The following is a 25,937-nucleotide window of genomic DNA, read 5'->3' as shown; positions in this document are numbered from 1 at the left end:
TGACTGGAACGTGTTCCTGCTGAGCCGGTCCGCGGGCCGCGGCCCGGCGGTTAGAGTCGACGGGCAGCACAACTCCATCCCGCTCCTCCCCCGGGGGAAGCCGGTGCGAATCCGGCACTGACCCGCAACCGTGAGCCCCACCGCGCTCCCGCGCGCCGGGCGAGTCGGAGCACCCGGGGAGGGACGAGCGGCGAGCCGGACGCCCGCGCCCGGCACCCGTCGAGGACTACGGAACGGCCCCGCCCGGGCCCCCACCGCTCACCGAAAGGCACACCCGCACCATGCTGACCGCCGCCCGCCTGGGCGCCGCCGCCCTGTCCGCCGCGCTGCTGGCCGGCGTCGCCGCCGGACCGGCCCTCGCCGACGGCCCGTCGCCGTCGGCTCCCCTGCCCGAGGGCCTGTACGGCAAGAGCGACCCGACCTACGACGGCGTCTGGCGGCAGTCCCTCGCGCTCACCGCGCTGGCGGCGGACAAGATCACCCCGGCCGACTCGGCGGTGGCGTGGCTCACCGGGCAGCAGTGCGAGGACGGCGGCTGGCCCTCCTACCGGGCCGCCGGCGCGGCCTGTGACGCCAAGACCGAGGACAGCAACGCCACCGCCGTCGCCATCCAGGCCCTGGTCGCGCTCGGCGGGCACCAGCCGGCCGTCGACAAGGGCGTGCAGTGGCTCAAGGCCAACCAGAACGCCGACGGCAGCTGGCCCTACAACCCCGGCAACCCGGGCGACGCCAACTCCACCGGACTCGCCGTCAACGCGCTGTTCGCGGCCCGCACCGACCCGGCGAGCGCCGCCAAGCCGGGCAGCGGCGGCGCCGCGGCCGGCAAGAACGCCTTCGACGGCCTCGCCCGCTTCCAGCTCGGCTGCACCGCCCCCGCCGACCAGCGCGGCGCCTTCGCCTACCAGCCCGACCCGGCCGCCGGCACCCTCGCCCCCAACACCCTGGCCAGTGCCCAGGCCGCCCTCGCCGCCGCAGGCGGACACCTGCCGGTCGCCACCTCGGTGCGCGCCGACGAGCCCCCCAAGGCCCTCGCCTGCGCCGACGGCTCCGCGCCGGCCACCATTCCGCACGCCGAGTCGGGCGAAGCGGTCGGCGCCTACCTCACCGCGCAGCTCGCGGCCGGCGGCGAGCACCTCACCCTCACCACTCCGGGCGCCGACCCCAAGCCCGACCACACCGCCACCGCCTGGGCCGCCCTGGCCCTGATCCAGAACGGCCACCCCGAGCAGGCCACCGACGCCGTGGACTGGCTCGAGGGGCAGCGCGCCGCCTGGACCAAGAACGGCACCGACGCCGCCGCCACCGCCAGCCTCCTCCTGGTCTCCCAGGCCGCCCACCGCTCCACCACCGACCTCACCCACCAGCTCACCGCCCTCGGCCCGGCCCCGAAGGGTGGCGCCTCCCCGGCGGACGCCACCCCGGTGAAGAAGAAGAGAGACGGCATGGGCCAGTTCTGGCTGATCATCGTCGGCCTCCTCATCGGCATCGGCGGCGGCCTCCTGCTCAGCCTCCAGCGCAAGCGCAACCCGAACCTCTGATGGTCTCCGCCCCTGACGCCCGGCCGGGCGGAGCTTCGACCCTGCCCGGCGGCTGCGCGGCAACGCGTGGCCGGCAAGCATCGGGTGGCCGGGCCGCTGACCAGCCCTGCCGGCACACCACCGAGCCGCCCACACCCGATGCGAGCGGCGAGGCCGTCGAGGCGCAGCCCGCGTCGGCCTCGGGCCACGTCGACGTCGGCCCGCCCCGGCACCGCCACATCGCCGCCGGGCCCGCCCACCATCGCGCCCCGGCCGTGGCCCGGCGCCCACGCCGGGCCCTGGGGGCCGTCCTCCTCGGGGCGCTGGTGCTGCTCGTCGCCGCCGCGCCCGCGCAGGCGGCCGGGTACCGGTACTGGTCGTTCTGGCGCGGGGCCGACGGCGGGGCGTGGACGTACCAGCAGCAGGGGCCCGCGATCGCCGTGCCGCCGGACGGGGCGGTGGACGGATGGCGGTTCGCCGTCAGCCCGGACGGCGGGCAGGACGCCGCGAAGCCGCGCGCGACGGCCCGGTTCGACGAGATCTGCGCCGGCACGCCCGCCCAGGACGGCCGCAAGCGGGTCGCCGTGGTGCTGGACTTCGGGACGGCCGAGGACGCCGGGACGGCCGCCACGCAGCCGCCCGGGCAGCGGACGGCCTGCGCCGGCGTCGCGCCGCGCGCCACCTCGGCCGAGGTGCTGGCCGCCGTCGCCCCGCCGCTGCGCTACGACTCCAACGGCCTGCTGTGCGCCATCGCCGGGTACCCGAAGGCGGGTTGCGGCGACCAGGTGGACGCCGCCGCAGGGGCCGCCGAGGCCAACCCTCCCGCCGGCCACGGCAGCGGCCCGGACGTCGGCCCGGTCGCCGGCGGTGCACTGGTCGCCGTCCTCGCCGGTGGCGCCGTCTGGCAGGCGCGCCGCCGCCGTCACTCCTAATCCCCTTCCAGGACGGATCCGTGAGCAGCCCTGCCCGTAGCACCCGACCGCCCATCGGTCCGCGCCAACTGCACCCCGGGGCCTGGTGGTTGTGGGCGCTCGGGCTCGGCGTGGCGGCGACCCGCACCACCAATCCGGTGATCCTGCTGCTGCTCGCCGCGACCGCCGGCTACGTGGTCGCGGCGCGCCGCGGCGATGCGCCCTGGTCGCGTTCGTACGGGGCGTTCCTGCGGCTCGGACTGCTGGTGCTCGGCATCCGGCTGGTGTTCGCCGTGCTGCTCGGCTCGCCGGTCCCCGGCACCCACGTGCTGTTCGCCCTGCCCGAACTCCCGCTCCCCGCCTGGGCGCAGGGGGTGCGGATCGGCGGGCGGGTCACGCTCGAGGGCCTGCTCTCGGCGCTGTACGACGGGCTGCGCCTGGCCACCCTGCTGGTCTGCGTCGGCGCCGCCAACTCGCTGGCCAGCCCGGCACGCCTGCTGCGCGCCCTGCCCGGCGCGCTCTACGAGGCGGGCGTGGCCGTGGTCGTGGCGATGACCTTCGCGCCGAACCTGGTCGCCGACGTCCGCCGGCTGCGCGCCGCCCGCCGGCTCCGGGGCCGTACGGACAGGGGCGTCGCCGCCGTCCTGAGCATCGGACTCCCGGTCCTGGAAGGCGCGTTGGAGCGGTCGATCGCACTGGCGGCGGCGATGGACACCCGCGGCTTCGGCCGCACCGCCGACGTCCCGCGCCGGCTCGCCCGGGTGACCGCCGCGCTCACCCTGGCCGGACTGCTCGGGGTCTGCCTGGCCGCGTACGGGCTGCTCAGCGCCGACGGCACCGACTGGGCGCTTCCGGTGCTGCTGCTCGGCCTGGCCGCCGCGTTCGCCGGGCTGCTGCTCGGCGGCCGACGATCCGCCAGATCTCGCTACCGGCCGGACCCCTGGGCGCTGCCCGAGTGGATGACCGCCGGGTCCGGCGCCGCCGCGGCCGCCCTGGTGGGCTACCTCGCCGCCCGGGATCCGGCCGCCTTCGCCCCCACCGTCGTCCCGCCGACCGTTCCCGTGCTGCCGCTGGCCGCCGTACTGGCCGTACTCCTCGGCCTGGTACCGGCGTTCGCCGCCCCGACCCCGCCCCGGAGGGCATCGTGATCACCTTCGAGCAGGTCTCCGTCCGGTACGCGGACGCGGCCGAACCGGTTCTCTCGAACGTCGATCTCACCGTTCCCGAGGGCGAACTCTGCCTGCTGGTGGGCCCGTCGGGCTCCGGCAAGTCCACCCTGCTGGGGACGGTCAGCGGGCTGGTCCCGCACTTCACCGGCGGGGTGCTGCACGGCCGGGTCACCGTCGGCGGCCGGGACACCCGCGAGCACCGTCCGCGCGAACTCGCCGACCTGGTCGGCACGGTGGGCCAGGACCCGCTGGCGCACTTCGTCACCGACACCGTCGAGGACGAACTCGCCTACGGCATGGAGTCCCTGGGCCTGCCGGGCGACGTCATGCGGCGCCGGGTGGAGGAGACGCTCGACCTGCTCGGCCTCGCCGACCTGCGCGACCGCGCCCTGAACTCCCTCTCCGGCGGCCAGCAGCAGCGCGTCGCGATCGGCTCGGTGCTCACCGTGCACCCGCGCGTGCTGGTGCTGGACGAACCCACCTCGGCGCTGGACCCGGGCGCGGCCGAGGAAGTGCTGGCCGTCCTGCAGCGACTGGTGCACGATCTCGGCACCACCGTGCTGATGGCCGAGCACCGGCTGGAGCGGGTCGTCCAGTACGCCGACCAGGTGCTGCTGCTGACCCCGGGCACCGAACCGGTGCTGGGCGAACCCGCCGAGGTGATGGCGCACTCCCCCGTGCACCCGCCGGTGGTCGGCCTCGGCCGGCTCGCCGGCTGGCGGCCGCTGCCGCTGTCCGTGCGCGACGCCCGCCGCAAGGCTTCGGGGCTGCGGGAGCGGCTCGACGGCCGGATACCCGTTCGCGCCGACGTTCCGGACGGTGCGCCGATCGCCGTCACCGACCGCCTGGCGGTACGGCGCGGCCCGGTCCAGGCCCTGCGCGGGGTCGACCTCGCGCTGCGCCCCGGCGAGATCACCGCCCTGATGGGCCGCAACGGCGCCGGCAAGTCCACCCTGCTCGGCACCCTGGTCGGCCTGCACGCCCCCACCTCCGGCAGCGTCACCGTCGGCGGCCGCACCCCGCACCGCACCCGCCCCGCCGAACTGATCCGGCACGTCGGCCTCGTCCCCCAGGACCCGCGCGACCTGCTGTACGGCGAGACCGTCGCCGCCGAGTGCGCCGCCGCGGACGCGGACGCCGGCGCTCCCGCCGGCTCCTGCCGCGCCCTGGCGGAACGCCTGCTGCCCGGCATCGCCGACGCCACCCACCCCCGCGACCTCTCCGAGGGCCAGCGGCTCACCCTCGCCCTCGCCGTCGTCCTCACCGCCCGGCCCCCACTGCTGCTCCTGGACGAGCCGACCCGCGGCCTGGACTACGCCGCCAAGGCCCGGCTGGTGGAGATCCTGCGCTCGCTGGCCGCCGAGGGCCACGCCGTGCTGCTGGCGACCCACGACGTCGAGCTGGCCGCCGAGCTGGCGCACCGCACGCTGATCCTGGCCGAGGGCGAGCTCGTCGCGGACGGGCCGACGGCGGAGGTGGTGGTCTCCTCGCCCGCGTTCGCGCCGCAGGTCGCCAAGGTGCTGGCGCCGGGGCCGTGGCTCACCGTCCAGCAGGTCGCGAAGGCGCTGAGCGCATGAGCGGCCGTCCCGTCCCGCTCGGGCGCCGGTCCGTCGCGGCGCTCCTGCTCGTCTCCTCCGTCGGCGTGACGGCCTTCGGCTGGCCGCTGCTCGCCTCCACCAGGTCGGCCCTGGTCGGCCACTCCGCCGACGCGCCGTGGCTGTTCGCCCTGCTGCTTCCCCTGCTGCTCGCCGTCGTCATCGCCCAGATCTCCGAGGGGCGTTCGGCGGGCGGCGGGGCGCCGGGGTTGGACGCCAAGTCGGTGGCGCTGCTGGGGGTTCTGGCGGCGGCGGGCGCGGCCCTGCGCCCGCTGGGGGCAGGGACGGCGGGCCTGGAGCCGATGTTCTTCCTGATGGTCCTCTCCGGCCGGGTCCTCGGCCCCGGCTTCGGCTTCGTGCTGGGTTCGCTGTCGATGTTCGCCTCCGCGCTGCTCACGGGCGGGGTCGGGCCGTGGCTGCCGTTCCAGATGCTCGCCATGGGCTGGGTCTGCCTCGGCGCGGGCCTGCTGCCGGGCGCCGCCACGGTGCGCGGCCGCCGCGAACTCCTCCTGCTGGCCGGCTACGGCGCGCTCGCCTCGGTTCTGTACGGCACGATCATGAACCTCCAGGGCTGGCCGTACATCGGCGGGATGGCCGGCTCGATCTCCTTCGTCCCGGGTGATCCGCTGCCCGCCAACCTGGTCCGCTTCGGCGCCTACTGCCTGACCACGTCCCTGGGTTGGGACCTCCCGCGCGCCGTGCTGACCGTCGTCCTGTGCCTCACCCTCGGCAGGCCAGTGCTGCGCGCCCTGCGCCGCACGACCCGCCGCGCGGCCTTCGACGCACCGATCGACTTCCGTCCACCGTCGGCCGGGTGAACCGCCACCGCCGGGGTGGACGGCGGCCGGGTGGAACGACGCCGCCGGGCCCCCGCTTGCCGGCGCGGGCCCGGCGACGACGGCTTGCGAGGGTCAGATCAGGCCCTTGGCCGCGTCTCCGGCCGGGAAGGGCTGCATGACCGCGACGTCGAGGGGCTCGGCGAGCGTGTCGCCGATGGCGGCCGCGATGGCGGCCAGCGAAGCGCCCGCGCTGTGGGCGTCGAGGCTGGCCTGGTCGGTCCACTTCTCCACCACGGTGACGCGGTCGGGCCCGGCGTGGACGGCGTAGAGCTCGCAGCCGGGCTCGGCGTGGACCTCGGGGGAGTGCTTCTCGAAGGCGGCCAGGACCTCTTCGCGGCGGCCGGGCTTGGTCTTGATCGTGGCGATGACGATGGGCATGTGATTCTCCGTTGTCAGTGGTGAACGGGATGTCGGAGCCGGACGGTCACCAGTCCAGGGCGGACCGGGCGAGGGCAGCGCTCGACCACCCCCCGGTTGCCGACCTCATGATCAGAAAATCTACCCAGCCCCGACGGCACGATGGGACCGACCACCCGGTCGGGGCGCCCGGCGGCCGGGCGAGCCCCGGACGTGCCCGACACGCGCCGGGTACGCCACCTGCCATCTCGTGTCCGTGCGCCGTAAATTTGATGGACCGTCATTTCTTCAGGCCGACCGGGCCAGGTACGACTCCGTCGATCGGTGGTGGTTGGCATGCGACGTCCCCCCTTGCGGATGCGGTTCCCCCTGCGGACGCGGCTCCTCCGACTCGGGCTCGGCGGCTGCCTCCTGGTCGCGGCCACGACCGGCAACGCCGTGGCCGCCCCGAGCGGCCCGGAGAGCCCGAAGGGCGACCCGGTCTCACCGGAGCAGCGCGTCGAGAACCTGCTGGCCCAGCTCACCACGGACGAGAAGGTCACCCTGCTGCGCGGCACGGACGCCCCCGGCGGCGTGCACTCCGTCGGCTACGTGGCGGGCGTGCCCCGCCTCGGCATCCCGCCGCTGCTGCTGTCCGACGGCCCGGCCGGCGTGCGGGACGGCCGGCCGGCGACGGCCCTGCCCGCGCCGGTCTCGCTGGCCGCCGCCTTCGACCCGGCGTTGGCCACCACCTACGGCGACGTGCTGGGCCGCGAGGCGCGGGCGCGCGGCTACCAGGTGCTGTACGCGCCGATGGTGAACACCGTACGGATCCCGCAGGGCGGACGGGACTTCGAGACGCTGGGCGAGGACCCGTACCTCGCCGGGCGGGTCGCCACCGCCGAGGTGCGCGGCATCCAGGCCCAGCACGTCGCCGCGCAGGTCAAGCACTACGCCGCCAACAACCAGGAGAACAACCGCCAGTCGTACAGCTCGGACGTCGACGAGCGCACGCTCGCCGAGATCGAGCTGCCCGCCTTCCGGGCGGCCGTCCGGGACGGCCGGGCCTGGTCGGCGATGTGCGGCTACAACCCGGTCAACGGCATCTGGGCGTGCGAGAACTTCCCACTGCTGCGCGACGTGCTGAAGGGCCGCTGGGGCTTCGACGGGACGGTCGGCTCCGACTACCCGGCCACCCACTCCTCGGTCAACGCCGCGGCGGCGGGCCTGGACCAGGAGTTCGGCGGATCGACGTACTTCGCCGACCTGCCCGCCGCGGTCGGCGGCGGGCGGCTCGCCCCGGCCGTGCTGGACGACCAGGTCCGGCGCGTGCTGCGGCTGATGGCGCGCACGGGGGCGCTCGACGGCGGTCAGCCGCCCGCCTCCGACCCGGCCGCCGGCGCGCGCGACGCCCGTACCGCCGCCGCCGCCGGAACGGTTCTGCTGCGCAACCAGAACGCCACCCTGCCGCTCGACGCCACCCGGCTGAAGTCCGTCGCGGTGATCGGCCCCTGGGCGGACCGCGCCTACACCGGCGGGGGCGGTTCCTCGCACGTCACCCCGTACCCGGAACAGACGGTGACACCCCGCCAGGGCATCGCGGCCCGCGCCAGCACCAACACCCAGGTGCGCTACCACCCCGGCGACGACCCGAAGGCGGCGGCCTCGGTGGCCGCGGGGGCGGACGCCGCCGTGGTGGTGGTCGGCGACCAGGAGACCGAGGGCGCGGACCGCGACTCGCTGGACCTCGCCCCGGCGGACGACGCGCTGATCCGGGCCGTCGCCGCCGCCAACCCGCACACCATCGTGGTACTGAACAGCGGCGGGCCGGTCACCATGCCGTGGCTGGACGCGGTGCCCGCGGTGGTCGAGGCCTGGTACCCGGGCGAGCAGAGCGGCGCCGCGCTCGCCGACGTGCTGTTCGGCGACACCGACCCGGGCGGGCGGCTGCCCGTCACCTTCCCGACCTCGGCGAACGCCACCCCGATCCAGGACCCCGCCCAGTACCCGGGCACGGACGGCGCCTACCACTACACCGAGCGCCTCGGCCCCGGCTACCGCTGGTACGACGCCAGCGGCACCGCCCCGCTGTTCCCGTTCGGCCACGGCCTCTCCTACACCACCTTCGACTACGCCAACCTCAGCGTGACCGGCCCGGACCAGGCCGGCCGGGTGCGGGTCGGCTTCGACCTCACCAACCGCGGCACCCGCACCGGCACCGAGGTGCCCCAGCTGTACCTGACCTTCCCGTCCACGACCGGCGAGCCGCCGCAGCAGCTCAAGGCCTTCGACAAGGTCACCCTGGCGCCCGGCGGTTCGACCCACCTGGAGCTGCCACTGGACCGCTCCGCCTTCGCCGTCTGGGACCAGGGCGTCCACGGCTGGGGCGTCCCCGGCGGCCGGTACGGCCTCACCGTCGGCTCCTCCTCCCGCGCGCCCCGGCTACGGGGCGCGGTGGACGCGCCGGGCTCCCCCGCCGTCTCCGCCTGGTCCGGGCGGATCACCGGCTCCGACCGGTCCTGCCTGGACGCCGAGGCCGCCGCCACCGACCCCAACCAGCCGGTACGAACCGCGAGTTGTGCCGGAACAGCGGCCCAGGACGCCACTGTCGGCTCGGACGGCGGCATCGGAGTCCTGGGCGGCTGCCTCACCCCGGCCGGCTCCGCCGACGGCACCGCCGTCCTGCTGCGCGACTGCCATCCGGACGCCCGGGCCACCGACCAGGCGTGGCAGCCGCGCCCGGACGCCTCGCTCCTGCACCCGGCCTCCGGCCGCTGCCTCGCCGCCGCCGACGGCCGCCTGCTGCTGCGGGATTGCTCGGGGGCCACCGAGCAACGTTGGGCCACCCCCCGCCCGAGCGGCCCGCTGACCGGCATCGCCGGGCAGTGCGTGGACGTCGCCCGGGCGTCGACCGTCAACGGCGCCGCCGTCCAGCTCTACCACTGCAACTCCACCGGCGCCCAGGACTGGTCCGTCCAACAGGACGGCTCACTACGGGCGTTCGGCAAGTGCCTGGACGTCACCAACGGCTGGACCGCCGCCGGCACCTCCGCCCAGCTCTACGACTGCAACGGCACCGGCGCCCAGCGCTGGCAGCCCCGCCCGGACGGCACCCTGCTCAACCCCGCCTCCAACCGCTGCCTGGACGCCAGGAACGGCAGCAGCGCCGACTGGACCGGACTGCAGATCTGGGACTGCCAGGCCGGCCCCAACCAGCTCTGGACCCTGCCCAGTTGAGCGGCTCGGCCGATCCGACGACGCCGCGGCCCCGGGGCACCAGCACGGCCGATCAGACGGCGCCGCGACTCCGGCGCACCAGCACGGCCGACAGCGCACACACCGCCGCCGGGAGCAGCATCGCCGCCGCCAGCCCACCCGTGCTCCCGCCGACGAACGCGCCCGTCACCGCCACGCCCACCGTCGCCCCGACCTGCCGGACGGCGTTGAGCAGCCCGCCCGCCGCACCGGCGCTGCCCTCCGGCGCGGTGGTGACCACGGCCGTGATCAGCGCGGGGCAGCGCGAAGGAGACCCCAAGTTCGACGAGGGCGAGTTTCGGAAGTACTGGCCCAGGTCGACCTGGACGGTCGCCCGTCCGTCTGCCGAGATGTCCAGCTCCAGCTCACTGCCGTCCCCGGCCGTGGCCTTGACGGTCGACGCCGACCCCGCGGGACGCGTCGTCGAGTATCCGAGCTGCTTCCAGCGGGCCTCAACCCGGTTCGACAACTCGACGGCTCTGGCTGGCGAGATCCGGGTCACGATCTGACCTGCATCGCCACGTACGAGCCGTCCAGCGAGTTGTTCGTCTGCTTCAGCTTGCTGCTCGCGGCCTTCCCGGCGGTCCCCGACCAGTTGGTGCCGACCCAGCGGGAGGTCTCCTTCACGGCCTCGAAGTGGGCGTGGTTGGCCTTCCCCAGGGAGTCGTAGGCGTTGGCGAGAGCGGCCAGACGCGAGGGCTGCGCGTTTTCCAGCTGGTACAGGTCCATCTACCGGCCCCCGTAGACCAGGCTCTTGTGCACGGCGTCGTCCACACCGTCATAGCTGTTCGCCGCGGTGACCATGTTGTTGCCGTTGTCGCCGATGTCCTTGGCGAGCTGGCGCTGCCCCTTCTCCCACGCCTCCGTGCACGCCGTGATCGCGGCGCCGGAGAGCCAGCCGCTCAGACCGGCCGCGGCCTCGTCTGAGGGCTTGTGCACCCGGGCCAGTTCGGCCGGCATCTGCTCCGCGATGTCGTGGCACTGCTTTCCGACCTTCGACAGACCGTTGGTGTCCACCTTCAGCGCGTCGTCGTTCTTACCGCTCACTCGTCACATCCGGTACGCGTGGGACCCATTGCTCCGTTCGGAGTCGATCGAACCAGGAGCCGGGAGATCGCACCTGAGTACGAATACTCAACTGTCGCGAGATACGACGGGGAGCACGGCGATCACCTGCCCCTGACCACCGACACCGTCGTCGCCGGTCTGATCGCCCAGCGAATCGCCACCGACTACGACCTGTTCCTCCTGCCACCCATCACCCTGTCCTGCTCGCACGAGCACGCCCACATGCCGGGCACCGTCAGCATCAGCGCCGCCACGCTCTACGCCGTGATCAACGACACGTGGAAGTCGCTCCAGGCGTCGGGCGTCCCCGGTCTGTTGATCGTGAACGGGCACGGCGGGAACTACGTCCTCTCGAACGTCGTCCAGGAGGCCAACACCGAGGGACCCCGCGTCGCCCTCTTCCCCGTCCGCGAGGACTGGCACCGGGCGCGCGAAGCCGCCGCTCTGGAGAGCTCAGGCGCCGAGGACATGCACGGCGGCGAACTGGAGGTGTCGCTCCTCCTCCACGGCGCCCCGGAGCTCATCCGCGAAGGCATCGACCAGGACGACCACTCCGCCCCCGAGCGCCCGCACCTGCTCACGCTCGGCATGGCCGGCTACACGAAGAACGGCATCATCGGACAGCCCTCCCTCGGAACTGCGGCCAAGGGCCAAGCCCTGCTCGACAGCCTGTCCGAGTCTGCCGCCGCGCACCTCTCGATCATCGCGGGCAGCTGAGAAACACTTCGGGCCCCGCCCCGTCAGGGGAAGGGCCCGAAGCACGAAAGGGAGAGCAGCGGGAGTGACTTAGGCGTTCTTGGGACCGGCCGACTGGACGACGTCGAAGGACCAAAGGGTGGAGCCGGAGGCGGCGGGGCGCTTGGGAGCCTCGCCCTCACCGCCGTTCTGGTGGGCCGACTTCATGGGGCCCTCCATCCAGGCTTGGAAGGACTCCTCGTCGCGCCAGCGCGTGTAGACGAGGTAGTTGTCAGTGCCCTCGACCGGGCGGAGCAGTTCGAACCACTCGAAACCGTCGGAGCCTTCGACGGCGTGCGCACGGTGGGCGAAGCGCTGCTCCAGCACCTCGCGCTGCTCGGCGGGAACGGTCAGTACGTTGATCTTGACTACGCTCATGGGGTCCATCCTGCCTCAACTAACAGGACAGGCAACGGACCGGCGCCTCAGAGGTACATCAACGAACCTGTTGCGGGCGGAGCAGTTCGAACCACTCGAAGCCGTCGGAGCCTTCGACCGCGTGCGCACGGTGGGCGAAGCGCTGTTCCAGCACCTCGCGCTGTTCGGTGGGCACCGTCAGGACGTTGATCTTGACGACGGACATGCCGCTCCTCACTGATCCGCCGGGGCCCCGCGTACGGCGCGGCCGCCGGCCCGGTTGCTGCCTGCGGTCAGCAGTCTCCTTCACCTCACGGCCTGCGGCAGCTCGCCCCCCGGGGCCCGTTCCGGCTCGCACCGTTCCTCTGGACTGATCGGGAGTGGATCCCGATGAGCCGCACGCCCCGAACGGTCTTGGGCGCACTGGTCCCCGGCGTACTCAACCCCGCTGGGCGACACGCTCCCCCAGCCTGGCGGCCGGGAGGTGCCCCCACGTGCGTGGTCCGCCCCGGGAGGCCGGTTCCCTCACGACCCGGCCAAGTGGGCACGGCCGGAGGCGACGGGGAGGTCCCGAACCATCGCTCCGGTGGAGAGGGAGCCCCGCACGCCGGCGCCGTTCCCGGCGTCCCAGATCGCGAGCTCGACGCCACCGCAGCCACCGGATCGAACCCGATCCGCAGGGCGCGAGCGCGCAACGCGTGCGCCCTCACGTGCACTCCCGCTCACTCGCGGCCGAACAGCTCACAACCCCTCACTGGTTCGGCGCCCCTGGACCACCCGGCGGGCCCTAGAACGACCGTCCCTCCCCCTGGTACGGCGGCTGGGGGCCGAGGGGCGGGTCCGGGCGGTCGCGCCGGTCGGCGCACAGGGCGGTGCTGAGCCGGGTGAGCAGTTCGGCGAGGTCGTCGTACTGCTGCTCGTCCCAGTCCCCCAGCAGTTCCGCCAACTGGGTGCGCCGGGCCGCGACCAGCCGCAGCGCCGCCTCCTCTCCCGCCTCGGTGAGCCGTAGCGGCAGGTTGTCGGTCCGGGCGGCGAGGCCCCGGCTCTCCACCTCCCGGACGGCCTCCTCGACGACGGCGATCGGGACGATCCGCCGCTCGGCGAGTTCGGCGGGCTCCACCGAGCCGTGGTGGTGCATCTGGAGCAGCAGCCAGCTGGAGGTGGGCAGCAGGTCGAGGCCGGCGGTGGCGGTGATCCGCCGGAACAGGTCGTGCCGGGCCTCCCGGCTGCTCAGGACGGACAGGGCGCGGGCGATCTCGTCCAGGGAGGACCGCTCGACGGGGTTGATCCCGATGGACTCGCTCAGGTCGGGCGCGGTCACCGTGGAGCGCAGCTTCTGTTCCCGCAGGAACAGCGACAGCACGAAGGCGAGCAGCGCGACCGGCACCGCGTACAGGAACACCCGGGTGATCGACTCGGCGTACGCGTGGTGGACCCCGGCCTGGACGGCGGCCGGCAGCCGGGTGATCAGGCGGGGGTCGGCGGTGATCTGTTCCGCCCGGAAGCCGGGCGGGAGCGGCTGCCCGGCGAGGGCGTCGGCGAGCCGGGAGCGCAGGCCGCTGGCGAAGATCGTCCCGAAGATGGAGACGCCGAAGGAGGCGCCGATGGAGCGGAAGAAGGTGGCGCCGGCGGTGGCCACGCCGAGGTCCTGGTAGCCGACCGAGTTCTGCACGATCAGCACCAGCACCTGCATCACCAGGCCCAGCCCGAGGCCGAAGACCAGGAAGTAGAGGCTCATCTCGGCGGTGCCGCTGTGCTCGTCCAGCCGGGAGAGCAGCAGCAGCCCGATCGTGGTGACGGCCGTCCCGGCGATCGGGAAGATCCGGTAGTGGCCGGTGCGGGCGACGATCTGACCGGAGCCGATCGAGGTGAGCAGCATGCCGAGCACCATCGGCAGCATGTGGATGCCGGACAGGGTGGGCGAGACCTGCTGGACGACCTGGAGGAAGGTCGGCAGGTAGGTGAGGGCCCCGAACATCGCGAAGCCGACCACGAAGGAGATCACCGCGACCAGGCTGAAGGTCCGCGAGCGGAACAGCCGCAGCGGCAGCACGGGTTCGACGGCCGTCCGCTCCACCTCGACGAAGGCGAGCAGCAGCACCAGTCCGAGCACTCCCAGGCCGACGACCTGCCAGGAACTCCAGGCCCAGGTGGTGCCGCCGAGCGAGGTCATCAGCACCAGGCAGGTGGCGACGGCGGCGATCAGCGCGGTGCCGAGGTAGTCGATCCGGTGCTCGCGCCGGACCTCCAGGCCGTGCAGCACCGCGGCGATCACCACCAGGGCGACCACGCCGATCGGCAGGTTGACGTAGAACACCCAGCGCCAGCTGAGGTGGTCCACGAACAGGCCGCCGAGCAGCGGTCCGAGCACGCTGGTGACGCCGAAGACGGCGCCGAAGACGCCCTGGTACTTGCCGCGGTCCCGGGGTGCGACGAGGTCTCCGACGATCGCCTGGGAGAGCACCATCAACCCGCCGCCGCCCAGGCCCTGGAGCGCCCGGAAGGCGATCAACTCGCCCATGTCCTGGGCGAGTCCGCAGAGCACCGAGCCGATCAGGAAGATCACGATGGAGGCCTGGAAGAACCGCTTCCGGCCGTACATGTCGCCGAGCTTGCCCCAGAGCGGGGTGGCGGCGGTGGAGGCCAGCAGGTAGGCGGTGACCACCCAGGACAGGTGCTCCAGGCCGCCGAGGTCGCTGACGATGGTGGGCAGGGCGGTGGAGACGATGGTCTGGTCGAGGGCGGCGAGCAGCATCGCCAGCAGCAGGGCGCCGATCGGCACCCAGAGGTTGGGGGCGGTGACCTCCGGCGGGCCGGGCGCGGGCGCCGGGCCCCGGTCGGACGCGGCGAGCGGATCCGTCATGGCGTCTCCGTAGGGGTCGCGGGGTTGCGGGGCCGGACGACCGGACGCCCCGGTGGACGATCACTCCCGGCTTCCCATGCTGGCAGATATGTCCCGCTTTGTGCCGCCCGGTTGAGCCGAACGTAAGCACCGGGCCCGTCCTGCGGGCTCCGGCGGTTTCCCCGGGTCCAACCACCACCAACCGGACAACACGCCCGCCTGGGGCCTGACGCCGCTGTCCACCCTCCGGGACGTCCTGCATAATCAGGCCCGCATGATCAGGCCCGATCGCGAGACCCGAGAACCGAGGAGGGCCGGCCGATGCCGGACCAGCACTGCCCGACGTGCGGTACCGACCGCTCCACCGGGTGCGGCTGCCTCCCGGACCGGAGCCTCGACGAGACCACCGTCCTCCCCCACCTGGAGGGCCCGCCGCTGGTCCGCCCGTACGTGCCGCAGATGCCCGGGCAGGTCGTGGACGAGCAGCCGCCGGCCGCCGACCCGTTCGCGACCGCCGTCCTGCCGCCCGTCCCGCCGGGCCAGCCGCGCCAGCCGGGCCGGCCGGGCACGCCGCCGCTCGGGCCGGACGCGGACGCCTACGCGACGACCGTCCTGCCACCCGTCCCCGGCCCCGCGCCGGACGCGTACGCGGTCGGCGCCACGTCCGCCACCACCGCCCTGCCGACGGTCCCGCCCGTCCCGCCCGTCCAGCCCGTCCAGCCCGGCGCCGGGGACGAGCTCGGCTACTTCCCGTTCGGCAACGGGGCCCCCGAGCCGGGCTCCGCCCCCGTCGGCGGACGGGCCGCGCGACGGGCCGCCGAGCAGGCCGAGCGCAGCCCGCTCGCCCGGCACAAGGGCCTGATCGCGGGCGTCGGCGCGGGCCTGCTGGCGCTGACCGTGGGCCTCGCCTACGCCGTCACGCCCTCCGCCGCACCGGCCCGCCAGGCGGAGCCGGTGCCGGTCACCACCCTCGCGCCCGCCCCGGTGGACCCGCCGACGCTGGCCGCTCCGACGACCAGCGCCCTGGCGCCGACCACCGACGCGCCGAGCCCGACCCCCACCCGGACGGCCAAGCCCAGCCCGACCAGGACGCCCACCCCCACCCCGACCCACTCGGCGACGCCGACCCCCACCCCGACGCCCACGCCGACCCCGACGCCCACCCCGACTCCGACGCCCACCCCGACCCCGCGGCTGCTCCAGCTCGGGATGAGCGGGCCGGACGTCCGGGCGATGCAGCAGCTGCTCTACAACGCCGAGTGCGGATTCGTCGACAAGTCGATCGTCTCCGGCACCTTCGACTACTGGACCCGGACGACGCTGCAGCAGTACCAGGGCGAGAACCACATCAAGGGCGAGAACGGCGTCTACGGCCCCAAGACCCAGGCCGTCCTCACCGCCGACCCGGGCTGCTGAACCGCGCCGCCGAGCCGCGCCGCCGGGCACCGGTCGCCAGCCGTCAGCCGGTGATCGCCCCGAAGATGCTGAACCCGGCCAGCACCAGCATGATCGCCGCCGCCACCCGGATGATCAGCTTCATCGGCACGTGCTTGAGCAGCTTCTGCCCGCCCACGATGGCGATCCCGCCGACCGCGCACAGCGCCAGCCAGGAGCCGATCCCGACGGCCAGCGGATCGGCGTACTTGGCGGCCAGGTTGGCGGTCATGATCTGGGTCAGGTCACCGAACTCGGCGACCGCGACGACCACGAAGCTCGTCCCGGCCACCTTCCAGAAGCTGTTCGAGGACGGCTCCTTGGCGGCGTGCTCGTCCTCGTCCTCGCCGCCGTGGAACAGCAGCATCGCCGCGCCGACCAGGAACAGCACCCCGGTGACACCCTCCACCCAGCGGTGCGGCAGCAGCGAGAGCAGGTGCCCGGCGACCACCGCCAGCACCACCTGGACCAGCATGGCGGCGGCGACGCCCGCGAAGACGTAGCTCGCCCGGAACCTGGTGCCGAGCACCAGGCTGGCCAGCGCCGTCTTGTCCGGCAGTTCGGCCAGGAAGATGATGCCGAACGTCAACGCGGCAACGGTCAAACTCATCGGAGGAAAATCCCTCGGTCGGGCTGTCCGGCCTCCGCAGGTCCGTCAGGGGACGCTTCGGCCCGACAGCGCTGGTAAACGGTCACAGCACTACGGCCGAAGGTCTCGCCGGCAGCCGCCAACCGAGCGGTGCCCCGGGCGCCGGGCCCCTGGGGGCCAGTATGTCGACGGTCCGGTGGAGGGCTACTCCCCTTCAACGCGCTCCAGCCTACCCGACGCCGCCGACCGCCCCCGCCGTCACCAGACCGCGCCCGACCACCTCCAGCACCACCACGATCGCCACCGACTCCACCGCCAGCAGCCCGATCAGCACGAACAGCTGCACCGCCCCCGCCTGGACCGGCGAGGCACCGCCGAGCAGCATCCCGACGAAGGCGCCGGGCAGGGTGACCAGACCGACCGTCCGGGTCTGGTCCAGCGCCGGGACCAGCGAGGTCGCGGCCGCCGTACGACAGATCTCCAGCCGCGCGTCCCGCTCCTCGAAGCCGAGCGCCAGCGCCGCCTCCACCTCGCCGCGCCGCTGCCGCAGCTCGTCCAGGGCGCGCCGCCCGGCGAGCGAGGTGGCCGTGAGCGCGCCGCCGATCAGGATGCCGGCGACCGGGATCACCGACAGGCCCTTGGCCGGCAGCAGTCCGACGCCCAGCAGCAGGGCGAGCACCGGCAGCACCCCGGCCCCGATCGGGGCGGCCGCCCAGACCCAGCCGGGGCCCGGGGTCATCCGCCGCCCGGCCGTGCGCACCGCGACGGTGAACATCAGCAGCACGAACAGCGCCGACGACCACAGCGAGCCGACCACCCAGGTGATCACCGCGGCGACGGCCGCCAGCTGGACGACCGCCCGCAGCCCGGCCAGCGCCACCGCCCGCCCGTGACCGAGCAGCCCCCACCCGGCCACCGCCACGGCGGCCAGCAGCAGCGCCGCGGTGACCACCCCGAGCACCGGGGTGACCGGCAGCAGCTGCCCGCCGGACGCCGCCAGCGGAACCGGCATCAGATCCAGCTGGTGAACCACATCCGGTCCTGCCAGGACGACATCGGGATCACCTCCGCCGTGTACAGCGGATAGAAGAAGGCGAAGCAGCCGACGATCGCGAGCACCACCAGCCCGGCCCCGATCGCCCCGTACCGGCGGCGCTCGGGGCTGCAGCCCGCCGGGCCGAGGATCGCGCCGAGCATCTGGGCGACCGCCAGGCACAGGAACGGCACCAGCACGACCATGTAGAAGGAGAAGATCGTCCGCTGCTGGTACTGGAACCACGGCAGGTAGATCCCGGCCACCGCGCACAGCACGGCGCCGGAGCGCCAGTCCCGGCGGAAGAACCAGCGCCACAGCAGGTAGACCAGCGCGAAGCAGGCCGCCCACCACAGGAACGGGGTGCCCAGGCCCAGGATCTGCGCCGCGCAGCCGCCGGAGGAGGTGCAGCCGCGGGTCCCGTTCGGGACCTGCTCCCAGTACATCGAGACCGGGCGGCCGTCGACCAGCCAGGCGAAGGGGTTGGACTGGTAGGTGTGCGGGGTGCTCAGCCCGGTATTGAAGTCGTACATCTGCGAGTGGTAGTGCCACAGGCTGCGCAGCGGCGCCGGCACCCAGCTCATCGGGACCTGCGGCAGCGGGATGCCGAAGGCGTGGTCCGGGGAGAGCCCGGCGCGGCCGTCCGCCCAGTGCCGGTCGTAGCCGCCCTCGCCGTTCGCGCCGCTGGCCAGCCAGCCGCTCCAGGCGCCGACGTACACCACCAGGGCGGAGCCGACCATGGCGAGGAAGGCGGGGAGGGCGTCCCGGCGCAGCATGGACCGCCAGGGGTGGCGGGCGCCGGCGCCGCGACGGCCGGACTGGTCCCACAGCACGGTCAGGACGCCGAAGGCGGCGAGGATCGGGGCGCCGTTCCACTTGACCGCGCAGGCGGCGCCGACGAGCACCCCGGCGGCGATCCGCCAGGGGCGCAGCCCGAGCCGCACGGTGTCGCCGTCGGTGGCCGCGGCCAGCCTGGCCCGGGCGTGGTCGCGGTCGATCAGCAGGGCGCCGAAGGAGGCGAGCACGAAGAACATCTGGATGCCGTCGAGCAGGCCGACCCGGCTCATCACCAGCTGGAGGCCGTCGACGGACATCAGCAGGGCGGCGGTGCAGCCGACCAGGGTGGAGCCGAAGAGCCGACGACCGATCCGGGCCAGCATCAGCACGGTGACGGTGCCGAGCAGGGCGGTCATGAACCGCCAGCCGAAGGGGTGCAGCCCGAACAGCTGCTCGCCGATCGTCATCACCCATTTGCCGAGCGGCGGGTGGGCGATGAACTCGGGCGCGGAGCTGAGCGGGATGGACTGCGGGACGGCCAGGACGTCGGTGTTGGCGTGATCGGGCCAGGTGCCCTCGTAGCCCTGCTGGAGCAGGGACCAGGCGTCCTTGGGGTAGTAGGTCTCGTCGAAGACGAAGGCGTTGGGGTAGCCGAGGTGCCAGAACCGCAGCAGGCCGGCGAAGAGTGCGACGCCGATCGGGCCGAGCCAGCCGGAGCGGTCGGCGGCCCAGCGCAGCAGCCCGCGCGGGGCCGGTGCCGGGTCCGGTTCGGCGGTGTCCGGGGCCGCCGGGGGGTGCGTGAGCGCCGCTTGCGTCATAGCCTCGCTGATTTCGCCTGTCTACGGGACCCGCGGGTGTGTCGCGCCGGGCCCGGGTCTGCTGCCCGAGCCGGGGCCGGGCGGTCAACAGTCACTGACACTATGTGGCGGTGCCCGGGAAGCCAAGCGCGACGGGCGCCGACCAGGTGACCTGGTCGGCGCCCGTATCGAACACCGTTGTGGGCGCTGTCAGGCGGCGGTCTGCAGCTCCCGGACCGGGGCCGTGGTGCGGACCACGGCCGGGGCCGCGTTGTCCTGCTCAGCCGTGAGGTGCGGGCGCAACCGCAGCGCCAGCAGGATGATCAGCAGCGTCGAGCCCGCCATGGCCGCGAGGTAGAGCGGCCAGGTGCCGGAGCCGACCAGCAGCACGCCGACGGCCGGGCCGACCGCGATCGCGATCTGCTTCACCAGCGCGTAGCCGGCGTTGTAGGTGCCGAGCAGCCGGGCCGGGGCGAGGTCCGCGACCATCGGGCCCATGGTGGGCGCCAGCAGCGACTCGCCGACGCCGAACAGGGCGTAGATCGAGACGATGGCGACCGTGGCGGCCATGGTCTCGGTCCGGATCAGGCCGGCCACCAGGGCCATCGCCCAGGCGCCGAGCCAGACCACGCCGGCCGCGGCCATCGCGGTGGTGCGGCGGCGGCGCGCGGTGATGCGCACCATGAACATCTGCAGCACCACGATGGTCACCGCGTTGGCACCGATCGCGAAGCCCAGGGTGGACGGCGCGGTGCCCACGGTGTCGGTGGCGAAGGCCGCGACACCGGACTCGAACTGGCCGTAGCAGGTGAAGAAGATCAGCCCGGCGAGGATGCCGAGCCGCACCATCGCCTTGTCGGCGAGCAGGGCGCGCAGGCCGGTCGGGCCGTCGGTCTTCTGCTGGACGACGCTCAGCTGGACCTTGGGCATCCGTGCGGTGCCGGTGACCAGGGCCAGGCCGAGGAAGGTGGCCGCCTCGATGGTGAACAGCCGGGTGAGGCTGGCCGGGTCGGCGACGTTCACGATCTGCCCGCCGACCAGCGCGCCGATGCCCATGCCCAGGTTGACCAGGGTGAACTGCAGCGCGAAGGCGTGCGAGCGGGTCGCCGCCGTCGAGCAGCGGACGATCATCGTGGCGAGCGCCGGCTGGCAGGTGGTGACACCCGCGCCGAACAGGAACGAGGAGACCAGCAGGGCCGGCGTGCCGGTGGCGTGGCCGAAGGCGAACGCGCCGGTGGCGGCCAGGCCCGCGCCCGCCAGCAGCACCGGACGGGGACCGTACCGGTCGATGCCGCGCCCGGTGAACGGCAGGACGGCGAGCGCCGCCAGCGCGAAGACGGTGAACACCATCCCGGCCGCCAGCGAACCCAGCCCGCGCACCTGGTCCACGTACACGAACATGTACGGCATCGTGAACCCGCTGCCGAACGCACTGAGCGCGTTGCCGATCTGGACGCGGCGCAGCGGGCCGCCCGCTCCACGCCGCTGCCGCCTCTGCTGCTTCACCGTGCCGGTCACCGTGCACATCCCTTCCTGGTTCGTCCGGACTGTCGAGTTGAACTCTTAAGACCGGAAGATTTCAGAGCTAAAGTTTGACGAGATAAAGTCTTAGCACCAGAAGAGTGCGGAGTCAAAGGCTTAAGGAGTGCACGCCCGTGCGACACTGGTGCGCATGACTACGGACAAGCCGTCGCCGGCTGCCGACAAGCCCCCGCGGGCCACTCCGCTGGAGTTCGGCATCGCCGAGCAAGTGGCCCTGTACCAGCGGGAGTTCCCCACCGTCGACCCTCAGGTCGAGACGATCGTGCAGACCCTCAACCGGGTCTCCCGGCGGATGGGCGTGGCGTACGACCGGCAGCTGACCGTGCTCGGAATCACCTCCGCCGAGTGGGAGGTGCTCAAGGCGCTGGTGGTGAGCGGCAGCCCGTACCGGTTGGGGCCGGGCGAGCTGGCCAAGCGGCTGGGGCTCACGCCGGCCGCGATGACCCACCGGATCGACCGGATGGTGGCCGACGGCCTGGTCACCCGGGAGCGGGACGAGTCCAACCGGGTGCGGGTGATCATCGAGCTGACCGAGAACGGCCGCGACAAGTGGCTGGAGTCGATGCGGATGGCGGCGGTGTTCGAGGAGGAACTGCTGCAGGACCTCGCGGGCGAGGAGCGCGCCGTGCTGTCCGGCCTGCTGGCCCGGATGCTGCGGCGGATCGAGGAGAGCCAGCCGGACGCGCTCGGGCGCACGGCCGGTCTGGCGCCGTAGGGCTTGTCGAAACGCACGGGTCCGGCCCGCCGGGGGTGTTCCCCGACGGGCCGGACCCGTGCTCGTTCAGGTGCTGCGAGGCCCGTCAGGTCCTCGGGCGGCCAGCCGCTCAGCAGGGACCGTCGTCGGCCCAGACGCCCCACTGGCCGCTCTGGGTCGGGTCCTCGCCCTGAGTCCACCACTTGTTGGTGTAGTAGTGGCCCTTCCACGAGACCTTGGTGCCGGCGGCCGCGTACACGGTGCTCGCGTTCCAGCTCGGGGCGCCCGAGCAGGTGGCCGGCGGGGTCGGGGTGCCGGTCGGGGTGCCGGTCGGGGTGCCGGTCGGGGTCTGGGTCGGCGTCGGGGTGCCGGTCGGCGGGGCCGGGCAGCCGGCGGCGGAGCCGTTGGTGGCGCTCACCATCTTGTCGAACAGGGTGGTGTTGGTGCCCAGGTCGTACAGCGAGAAGGCGAAGGAGCCGCCGAGGCCGTTGCAGTGCGCGTAGTCGAGCTTGGCCTGGATGGACCGGGTGTCCTCACCGCTCCAGAAGGTGGTGCCGTCGTAGAAGTAGGTCGCCTTGGCGTCGTCGTCCCAGAAGGTCTTGGCCGGGTTGTCGACGAAGCCGGTCAGCTCCTTGTACATCTGGATGCCCGGGACGTTGCCGGACATCGCGGCGCCGGCCGCCGGGGCGGTGGCGGGCTGGAAGAGGCCGTTCCTGCCGTTGTTCTGGACGCCGGTCCAGCCGCGGTAGTAGAACGGCACGCCCATGTTGATCTTGTTGGCCGGGAAGCCGCCGGGGATGCCGTACTGGGCGTCGCCGACCGTCCACGCCTTGATGGCGTTGTCGATCGAGTACTTGCCATTGCCCGGTTTGGCCGGGGTGGACGGGTCGTTCGGGCCGGAGTACAGCGGGGCCTGGTGGTTGGTCGGGCCCTGCGGGTCCCAACCGCCGTGCATGTCGTAGGTCATGACGTCGAGGAAGGTCAGGTACTGACCGATCTTGTCGGTCTCGACGTTCATGATCTTGTCCTGACCGGCGCCGACCGCCGCCGACAGGGCGTAGGTCTTGTTGTCGGCCTTGCCCTGGGCGTCCAGCTGGTTGCGGAACTCCTGCAGCAGCAGGGTGAAGTCCTGCTTGTCGGCCGGGCTGGAGATGTTGCCGGTGTGGCCGCCGCCGCCCGGGTACTCCCAGTCGATGTCGATGCCGTCGAAGATGCCGGCGCCCGTGCCCGGGCCGCCGTAGCCGGCGTCGGACGGGAGGTTGCCCTTGATGAACATGTCGATGCAGGACGAGACCAGGTGCTTGCGCGAGGCGTCCGTGGCGGCCGCCGACGAGAAGTACTTGGAGTAGGTCCAACCACCGATCGAGAGCAGGACCTTGAGGTTGGGGTTCTTCGCCTTCAGCTTCTTCAGCTGGTTGAAGTTGCCCGCGATCGGCTGGTTCCAGACGTCGCCGACGCCGTCCACCGAGATGTCCGCGCCGAAGCTCTTCTGGTAGTCGGCGAAGGCGTCACCCGCGCCGTCACCGGCGTTGGGGTTGTTGTCGTTGGTGTCGGCGGCCTTGGTGGCCTCGAAACAGCCCAGGTCGGTCGGGGAGATGTTGGCGAAGTCGTAGATCAGGTAGTCCAGCTTCCCGGCCACGCCGGTGTCCTGGATCGTCTTCGGGTAGTACGCGTTCGCGTAGACCGACCACTGGTCGAAGTAGGCGACCTTGATGCCGCCGCTGGTGGCGGCCGCGCCGGTGGAGTTGGTGGTCGCGGCGTTGGCCGCGCCGCCGCCGGACAGCGCGAGGCCCGCGCCGAGCAGCAGGGAGGCGGTGGTGCCGGCCGCGACGGCGGCCAGGCTCTTCGAACGGCGCCGGCGGGGCCCGTCCGGAGCCGGGGACCCGGCCCTTTCAATGCGTGAGCGCAGCATGGGTGCGTGACTCCTGGGTGTGGGGGTTCCGTCGCCCGGCGGGGTCGCACGTCCGGGGTGGGGCCGGACGACCGGGACATGACAGATCAAGGGGTGGGGAATCGAGCGAGCAGGCCTTGACGGACACTGGCGGACACCGGGATGCGCCGAACCGGCGCCCCCGACGCGAGGCCGGTGACGCCGGTTCAGGGGCTCCCTGCACCTGGGCAATAAAAATGGACTAGACCAACTCGCCCGTCAAGGGGTGCCGTCGGGCCTTGAGACCCGCTTAAGGTTCCGCACCCGCCCCCGCGCCCGACCGGTACCGGGCCCGAGCTGCGCGGGTTCAGTAGCGGACGGCGTTGGCCACGTCCGCCTTGACCCTGCCCGCGAGGGTCATGTTGCTGCGCGCGGTCGCCTGGACGCTCTGGCCCGCGGCCAGGTCCTGGACGGTCACCGCGGTCGCGTCCAGCACCTTGCCGTTCTCGTCGGTGAAGTTCACCTGGATCAGGTACCGGTAGGACTGCTGGCCGTGGTTGGTGACGGTCAGCTGCGCCAGCGTCCTGCCGTCCGTCCCGGTGGTCACCGCCCCGACCGTCACGTCCCCCTTCGCATCCAGCCCGCCCTTGATCCCGGCGATCGCCGAAGAGGCGGACGCGACCGCCTGCGAGGCCCGGGCCTCCACCGAGGCGAGCGCCGAGCCCGCCTGGCTCACCGCCGAGGCCAGCGCCGACCCCGCCCCACCCGCCGCCGAGGCCAGCGCCGAGCCGGCGGAGGCGGCGGCACTCAGCGCCGAGGAGACCGAAGTGCTCGTACCCTTGCCGGAGGACGAGCAGCCCACCAGCACCGACGCGCCGACGACGGCCGCCACCAGCGCCCCGGCGACCAGGGGTTGACGGCGGCTCGGCAGTGGGTCCTGAGGCCGCATGGTGACGCGCGGTCCGGGGGTGGCTCGGGTGAGCGGCTGGCGGTCCATGGAGGTCCTCGATTCTGCCCGGCGCCGGGCTGCCCGACGCCTTTTCGCCCACCCTCCGAGGGCTCGGGAGCCGTCGCCAGCAGGGGTGCTGCCTCCGGGTGACGCCTCAGGACAGCCCCGAGCCCTCCTGCTCGTCCGCCTCCACCGCCGCCCGCTCCTCGCGCAGCCGCACCAGGTGACGGCGGCGCGCCACCACGCCGTACGCACCCGCCGCGCTCGCCACGAAGGCCAGCACACCGACCCACGGCCGGTCGAAGACGTGCCCGGTCAGGTGGTCCAGCGAGTAGCGCCCGGGGCCGGCCAGGCCGATCGCCAGCCCGGTCGCGCCGAGCAAGGCCGGGTACTCGTAGCCGCCGGACATCGCGAAGAAGCCCGCCGGGGCGTGCACCGACACGGCGCCGGCCATCGTCCCGGCCACCACCGCGCCGGCCGCCGGGGTGGCCAGCCCGGCCACCAGCAGCGCGCCGCCGCCCGCCTCGCCGACGCCCGCCGCGAGGGCGCTCTCCCGGGCCGGGTGGAAGCCCATGTGGTCCATCGCCTGGGTGGTGCCCTCCAGCCCGCCACCACCGAACCAGCCGAACAGCTTCTGGGTGCCGTGCGCGATCAGCACCCCGCCGACCGCGCTGCGCAGGGCCAGCAGGCCCAGGTCCTTACGGTTCAGGCACATGTCGCATCCTCGTTTCCGCCACGGAGTGGTCGTACGTACCTCCATGGCACCCGAGAGCGCCCACCCGTTCGAGCCGGGACCGCCATCCGGGCGAATTCGCCCGCCACCAGGAATGAACGGGCGGATCGGGGGATTAACGCCACGCCCGCCCCCGGGGCGTGGCGGACCGATCGTTCCGGGCGCCGCGGCCATGCTGGGCCCATGTTCGTCTTCAACCTCAGCAGTGCCTTCATCACCTTCTTCGCCGTGGTAGGCCCGCCGAAGACCCTGCTGGCCTTCGCCCGGCTGTCCCGCACCCGCAGCGACCGGGAGCTGCGGCGGCTGGCGGCGTGGACCACGCTGATCTCGGCAGTGATCGGCCTGGTGCTCGGATTCGGGGCGGACGCGGTCACCACGCTGTTCCACATCAGCGACCAGTCGCTGCGGCTCGCGGGCGGGTCGATCTTCTTCGTCTACGCGGTCGCGCTGGTCCTCGGCATCCACCTCGGCGCCGACCGCGACGACGACGAGCGCCTGGCGAACCCGATGGTCGACGGCATCCGCGAACTGCTGCTGCCGTACATCGCCAGCCCACTCGCGATCAGCGCCGTCCTGGTCGCCGCGCTCAACCGCGACGACTTGGCCTGGAAGGCCGCGATCTCCGGCGCGTACGTGGGCGTGGTGGTGCTCAACTACCTCTGCGTGGCCGTGCTCGCGCCGCTGATGCGGCGCACCCACAGCACCTCGCTGGAGGTCCTGTCCCGGCTGCTCGGGCTGCTGCTGGCGGCCGTCGGCGTGGAACTCTTCCTGGAGGGTCTGGCCGGGCTGGGGGCGCACCTGCCCGCGGCGCGCTGAGCCCGCGCGATCGACCCGCCCGCCGTCAGGCCGCCGCGAGGCGGGTCAGCACCCCGGCGATCCACGTCGAGGCCGGCGG

24 protein-coding genes and 1 riboswitch are annotated in these 25,937 nt (G+C 73.5%); of the genes, 10 read left to right on the top strand and 14 right to left on the bottom strand.

Going from position 1 to position 25,937, the window contains the following annotated elements:
• Positions 1-94: 94 nt before the first annotated feature.
• A riboswitch (cobalamin riboswitch) is annotated at positions 95-174 on the top strand.
• A gap of 107 nt (positions 175-281) precedes the next feature.
• From ACWCYO_RS06840 to ACWCYO_RS06820, 5 genes are read left to right on the top strand one after another with little or no spacing between them, the layout of a single operon-like run.
• Positions 282-1,538 (top strand): prenyltransferase/squalene oxidase repeat-containing protein, encoded by a 1,257-nt coding sequence (locus ACWCYO_RS06840; RefSeq protein ID WP_449783617.1) that lies wholly within the window; start codon positions 282-284, stop codon positions 1,536-1,538.
• Positions 1,538-2,449 (top strand): SCO2322 family protein, encoded by a 912-nt coding sequence (locus ACWCYO_RS06835; RefSeq protein ID WP_449783616.1) that lies wholly within the window; start codon positions 1,538-1,540, stop codon positions 2,447-2,449. The genes ACWCYO_RS06840 and ACWCYO_RS06835 overlap by 1 nt, the downstream gene beginning before the upstream one ends.
• A gap of 20 nt (positions 2,450-2,469) precedes the next feature.
• On the top strand, positions 2,470-3,576 hold the full coding sequence (locus ACWCYO_RS06830; RefSeq protein WP_449783615.1) for an energy-coupling factor transporter transmembrane component T: 1,107 nt from the start codon (positions 2,470-2,472) through the stop codon (positions 3,574-3,576).
• A complete protein-coding gene (locus ACWCYO_RS06825) occupies positions 3,573-5,174 on the top strand; it encodes an ABC transporter ATP-binding protein (protein ID WP_449783614.1) in 1,602 nt (533 codons plus the stop codon). Before ACWCYO_RS06830 ends, ACWCYO_RS06825 begins: the two co-directional genes overlap by 4 nt.
• A complete protein-coding gene (locus ACWCYO_RS06820) occupies positions 5,171-6,010 on the top strand; it encodes an ECF transporter S component (protein ID WP_449783613.1) in 840 nt (279 codons plus the stop codon). The genes ACWCYO_RS06825 and ACWCYO_RS06820 overlap by 4 nt, the downstream gene beginning before the upstream one ends.
• A 93-nt stretch (positions 6,011-6,103) precedes the next feature.
• On the opposite strand, the gene ACWCYO_RS06815 is transcribed toward ACWCYO_RS06820, so the two are convergent.
• A complete protein-coding gene (locus ACWCYO_RS06815) occupies positions 6,104-6,409 on the bottom strand; it encodes a putative quinol monooxygenase (RefSeq protein WP_270147192.1) in 306 nt (101 codons plus the stop codon).
• A gap of 315 nt (positions 6,410-6,724) precedes the next feature.
• On the opposite strand from ACWCYO_RS06815, the gene ACWCYO_RS06810 reads away from it, so the two are divergent.
• A complete protein-coding gene (locus ACWCYO_RS06810) occupies positions 6,725-9,604 on the top strand; it encodes a glycoside hydrolase family 3 C-terminal domain-containing protein (RefSeq protein ID WP_449783612.1) in 2,880 nt (959 codons plus the stop codon).
• A gap of 52 nt (positions 9,605-9,656) precedes the next feature.
• Here the strand turns inward: ACWCYO_RS06810 and ACWCYO_RS06805 are convergent, their stop codons facing one another.
• The 3 genes from ACWCYO_RS06805 to ACWCYO_RS06795 are packed head-to-tail and all read right to left on the bottom strand — an operon-like array spanning position 9,657 to position 10,669.
• On the bottom strand, positions 9,657-10,091 hold the full coding sequence (locus ACWCYO_RS06805; protein WP_449783611.1) for a hypothetical protein: 435 nt from the start codon (positions 10,089-10,091) through the stop codon (positions 9,657-9,659).
• Positions 10,092-10,120: 29 nt separating this feature from the next.
• Positions 10,121-10,351, bottom strand: coding sequence for a hypothetical protein (locus ACWCYO_RS06800; protein WP_449783610.1), 231 nt, complete (start codon positions 10,349-10,351; stop codon positions 10,121-10,123).
• On the bottom strand, positions 10,352-10,669 hold the full coding sequence (locus ACWCYO_RS06795; protein ID WP_449783609.1) for a hypothetical protein: 318 nt from the start codon (positions 10,667-10,669) through the stop codon (positions 10,352-10,354). It lies immediately after the preceding gene.
• An 18-nt stretch (positions 10,670-10,687) separates the two neighbouring features.
• Here ACWCYO_RS06795 and ACWCYO_RS06790 point away from each other — a divergent pair, with 18 nt between their 5' ends.
• Positions 10,688-11,407: a creatininase family protein gene (locus tag ACWCYO_RS06790; protein ID WP_449783608.1), complete on the top strand. Its 720-nt coding sequence runs from the start codon at positions 10,688-10,690 to the stop codon at positions 11,405-11,407.
• A 69-nt stretch (positions 11,408-11,476) separates the two neighbouring features.
• Here ACWCYO_RS06790 and ACWCYO_RS06785 read toward each other — a convergent pair whose 3' ends face one another.
• The 3 genes from ACWCYO_RS06785 to ACWCYO_RS06775 form a co-directional block, all read right to left on the bottom strand.
• Positions 11,477-11,803: an antibiotic biosynthesis monooxygenase family protein gene (locus tag ACWCYO_RS06785; protein ID WP_270147179.1), complete on the bottom strand. Its 327-nt coding sequence runs from the start codon at positions 11,801-11,803 to the stop codon at positions 11,477-11,479.
• A 58-nt stretch (positions 11,804-11,861) separates the two neighbouring features.
• On the bottom strand, positions 11,862-12,008 hold the full coding sequence (locus tag ACWCYO_RS06780; RefSeq protein WP_405000710.1) for an antibiotic biosynthesis monooxygenase family protein: 147 nt from the start codon (positions 12,006-12,008) through the stop codon (positions 11,862-11,864).
• 561 nt (positions 12,009-12,569) lie between these two features.
• A complete protein-coding gene (locus tag ACWCYO_RS06775) occupies positions 12,570-14,645 on the bottom strand; it encodes an MDR family MFS transporter (protein ID WP_405000709.1) in 2,076 nt (691 codons plus the stop codon).
• 300 nt (positions 14,646-14,945) lie between these two features.
• On the opposite strand from ACWCYO_RS06775, the gene ACWCYO_RS06770 reads away from it, so the two are divergent.
• Positions 14,946-16,040: a peptidoglycan-binding protein gene (locus ACWCYO_RS06770; RefSeq protein WP_449783607.1), complete on the top strand. Its 1,095-nt coding sequence runs from the start codon at positions 14,946-14,948 to the stop codon at positions 16,038-16,040.
• Positions 16,041-16,083: 43 nt separating this feature from the next.
• Here the strand turns inward: ACWCYO_RS06770 and ACWCYO_RS06765 are convergent, their stop codons facing one another.
• The 4 genes from ACWCYO_RS06765 to ACWCYO_RS06750 all read right to left on the bottom strand — a co-directional run bounded on the left by ACWCYO_RS06765 (position 16,084) and on the right by ACWCYO_RS06750 (position 20,772).
• Positions 16,084-16,668, bottom strand: a complete 585-nt coding sequence (locus tag ACWCYO_RS06765) for a TMEM165/GDT1 family protein (RefSeq protein WP_270147175.1) — start codon at positions 16,666-16,668, stop codon at positions 16,084-16,086.
• Positions 16,669-16,876: 208 nt separating this feature from the next.
• Positions 16,877-17,659 (bottom strand): ABC transporter permease, encoded by a 783-nt coding sequence (locus ACWCYO_RS06760; RefSeq protein ID WP_270147174.1) that lies wholly within the window; start codon positions 17,657-17,659, stop codon positions 16,877-16,879.
• Positions 17,659-19,275, bottom strand: coding sequence for a dolichyl-phosphate-mannose--protein mannosyltransferase (locus tag ACWCYO_RS06755; protein WP_449783606.1), 1,617 nt, complete (start codon positions 19,273-19,275; stop codon positions 17,659-17,661). The genes ACWCYO_RS06760 and ACWCYO_RS06755 overlap by 1 nt, the downstream gene beginning before the upstream one ends.
• A gap of 189 nt (positions 19,276-19,464) precedes the next feature.
• Positions 19,465-20,772 carry an MFS transporter gene (locus ACWCYO_RS06750; RefSeq protein WP_270147171.1) on the bottom strand — a complete coding sequence of 436 codons (1,308 nt, stop codon included), beginning with the start codon at positions 20,770-20,772 and terminating at the stop codon, positions 19,465-19,467.
• 154 nt (positions 20,773-20,926) lie between these two features.
• Between ACWCYO_RS06750 and ACWCYO_RS06745 the strand changes: the two genes are divergently transcribed.
• The gene (locus ACWCYO_RS06745) at positions 20,927-21,511 is read left to right on the top strand and encodes a MarR family winged helix-turn-helix transcriptional regulator (RefSeq protein WP_270147169.1); all 585 of its coding nucleotides are present in this window, start codon (positions 20,927-20,929) and stop codon (positions 21,509-21,511) included.
• A 109-nt stretch (positions 21,512-21,620) separates the two neighbouring features.
• Here the strand turns inward: ACWCYO_RS06745 and ACWCYO_RS06740 are convergent, their stop codons facing one another.
• The 3 genes from ACWCYO_RS06740 to ACWCYO_RS06730 all read right to left on the bottom strand — a co-directional run bounded on the left by ACWCYO_RS06740 (position 21,621) and on the right by ACWCYO_RS06730 (position 25,024).
• Positions 21,621-23,402: a glycosyl hydrolase family 18 protein gene (locus tag ACWCYO_RS06740; RefSeq protein ID WP_449783605.1), complete on the bottom strand. Its 1,782-nt coding sequence runs from the start codon at positions 23,400-23,402 to the stop codon at positions 21,621-21,623.
• 325 nt (positions 23,403-23,727) lie between these two features.
• On the bottom strand, positions 23,728-24,357 hold the full coding sequence (locus ACWCYO_RS06735) for an FxLYD domain-containing protein (protein ID WP_449783604.1): 630 nt from the start codon (positions 24,355-24,357) through the stop codon (positions 23,728-23,730).
• A 106-nt stretch (positions 24,358-24,463) separates the two neighbouring features.
• The gene (locus tag ACWCYO_RS06730) at positions 24,464-25,024 is read right to left on the bottom strand and encodes a DoxX family protein (protein WP_270147164.1); all 561 of its coding nucleotides are present in this window, start codon (positions 25,022-25,024) and stop codon (positions 24,464-24,466) included.
• 201 nt (positions 25,025-25,225) lie between these two features.
• Here ACWCYO_RS06730 and ACWCYO_RS06725 point away from each other — a divergent pair, with 201 nt between their 5' ends.
• On the top strand, positions 25,226-25,858 hold the full coding sequence (locus tag ACWCYO_RS06725; protein WP_270147162.1) for a MarC family protein: 633 nt from the start codon (positions 25,226-25,228) through the stop codon (positions 25,856-25,858).
• The last annotated feature ends 79 nt before the right edge of the window (positions 25,859-25,937 follow it).

This window comes from Kitasatospora sp. NPDC001683 (genome assembly GCF_053596495.1).
The sequence above is the reverse complement of the archived record's forward strand: the minus strand, read 5'-3'. Positions and strand labels throughout refer to the sequence as shown.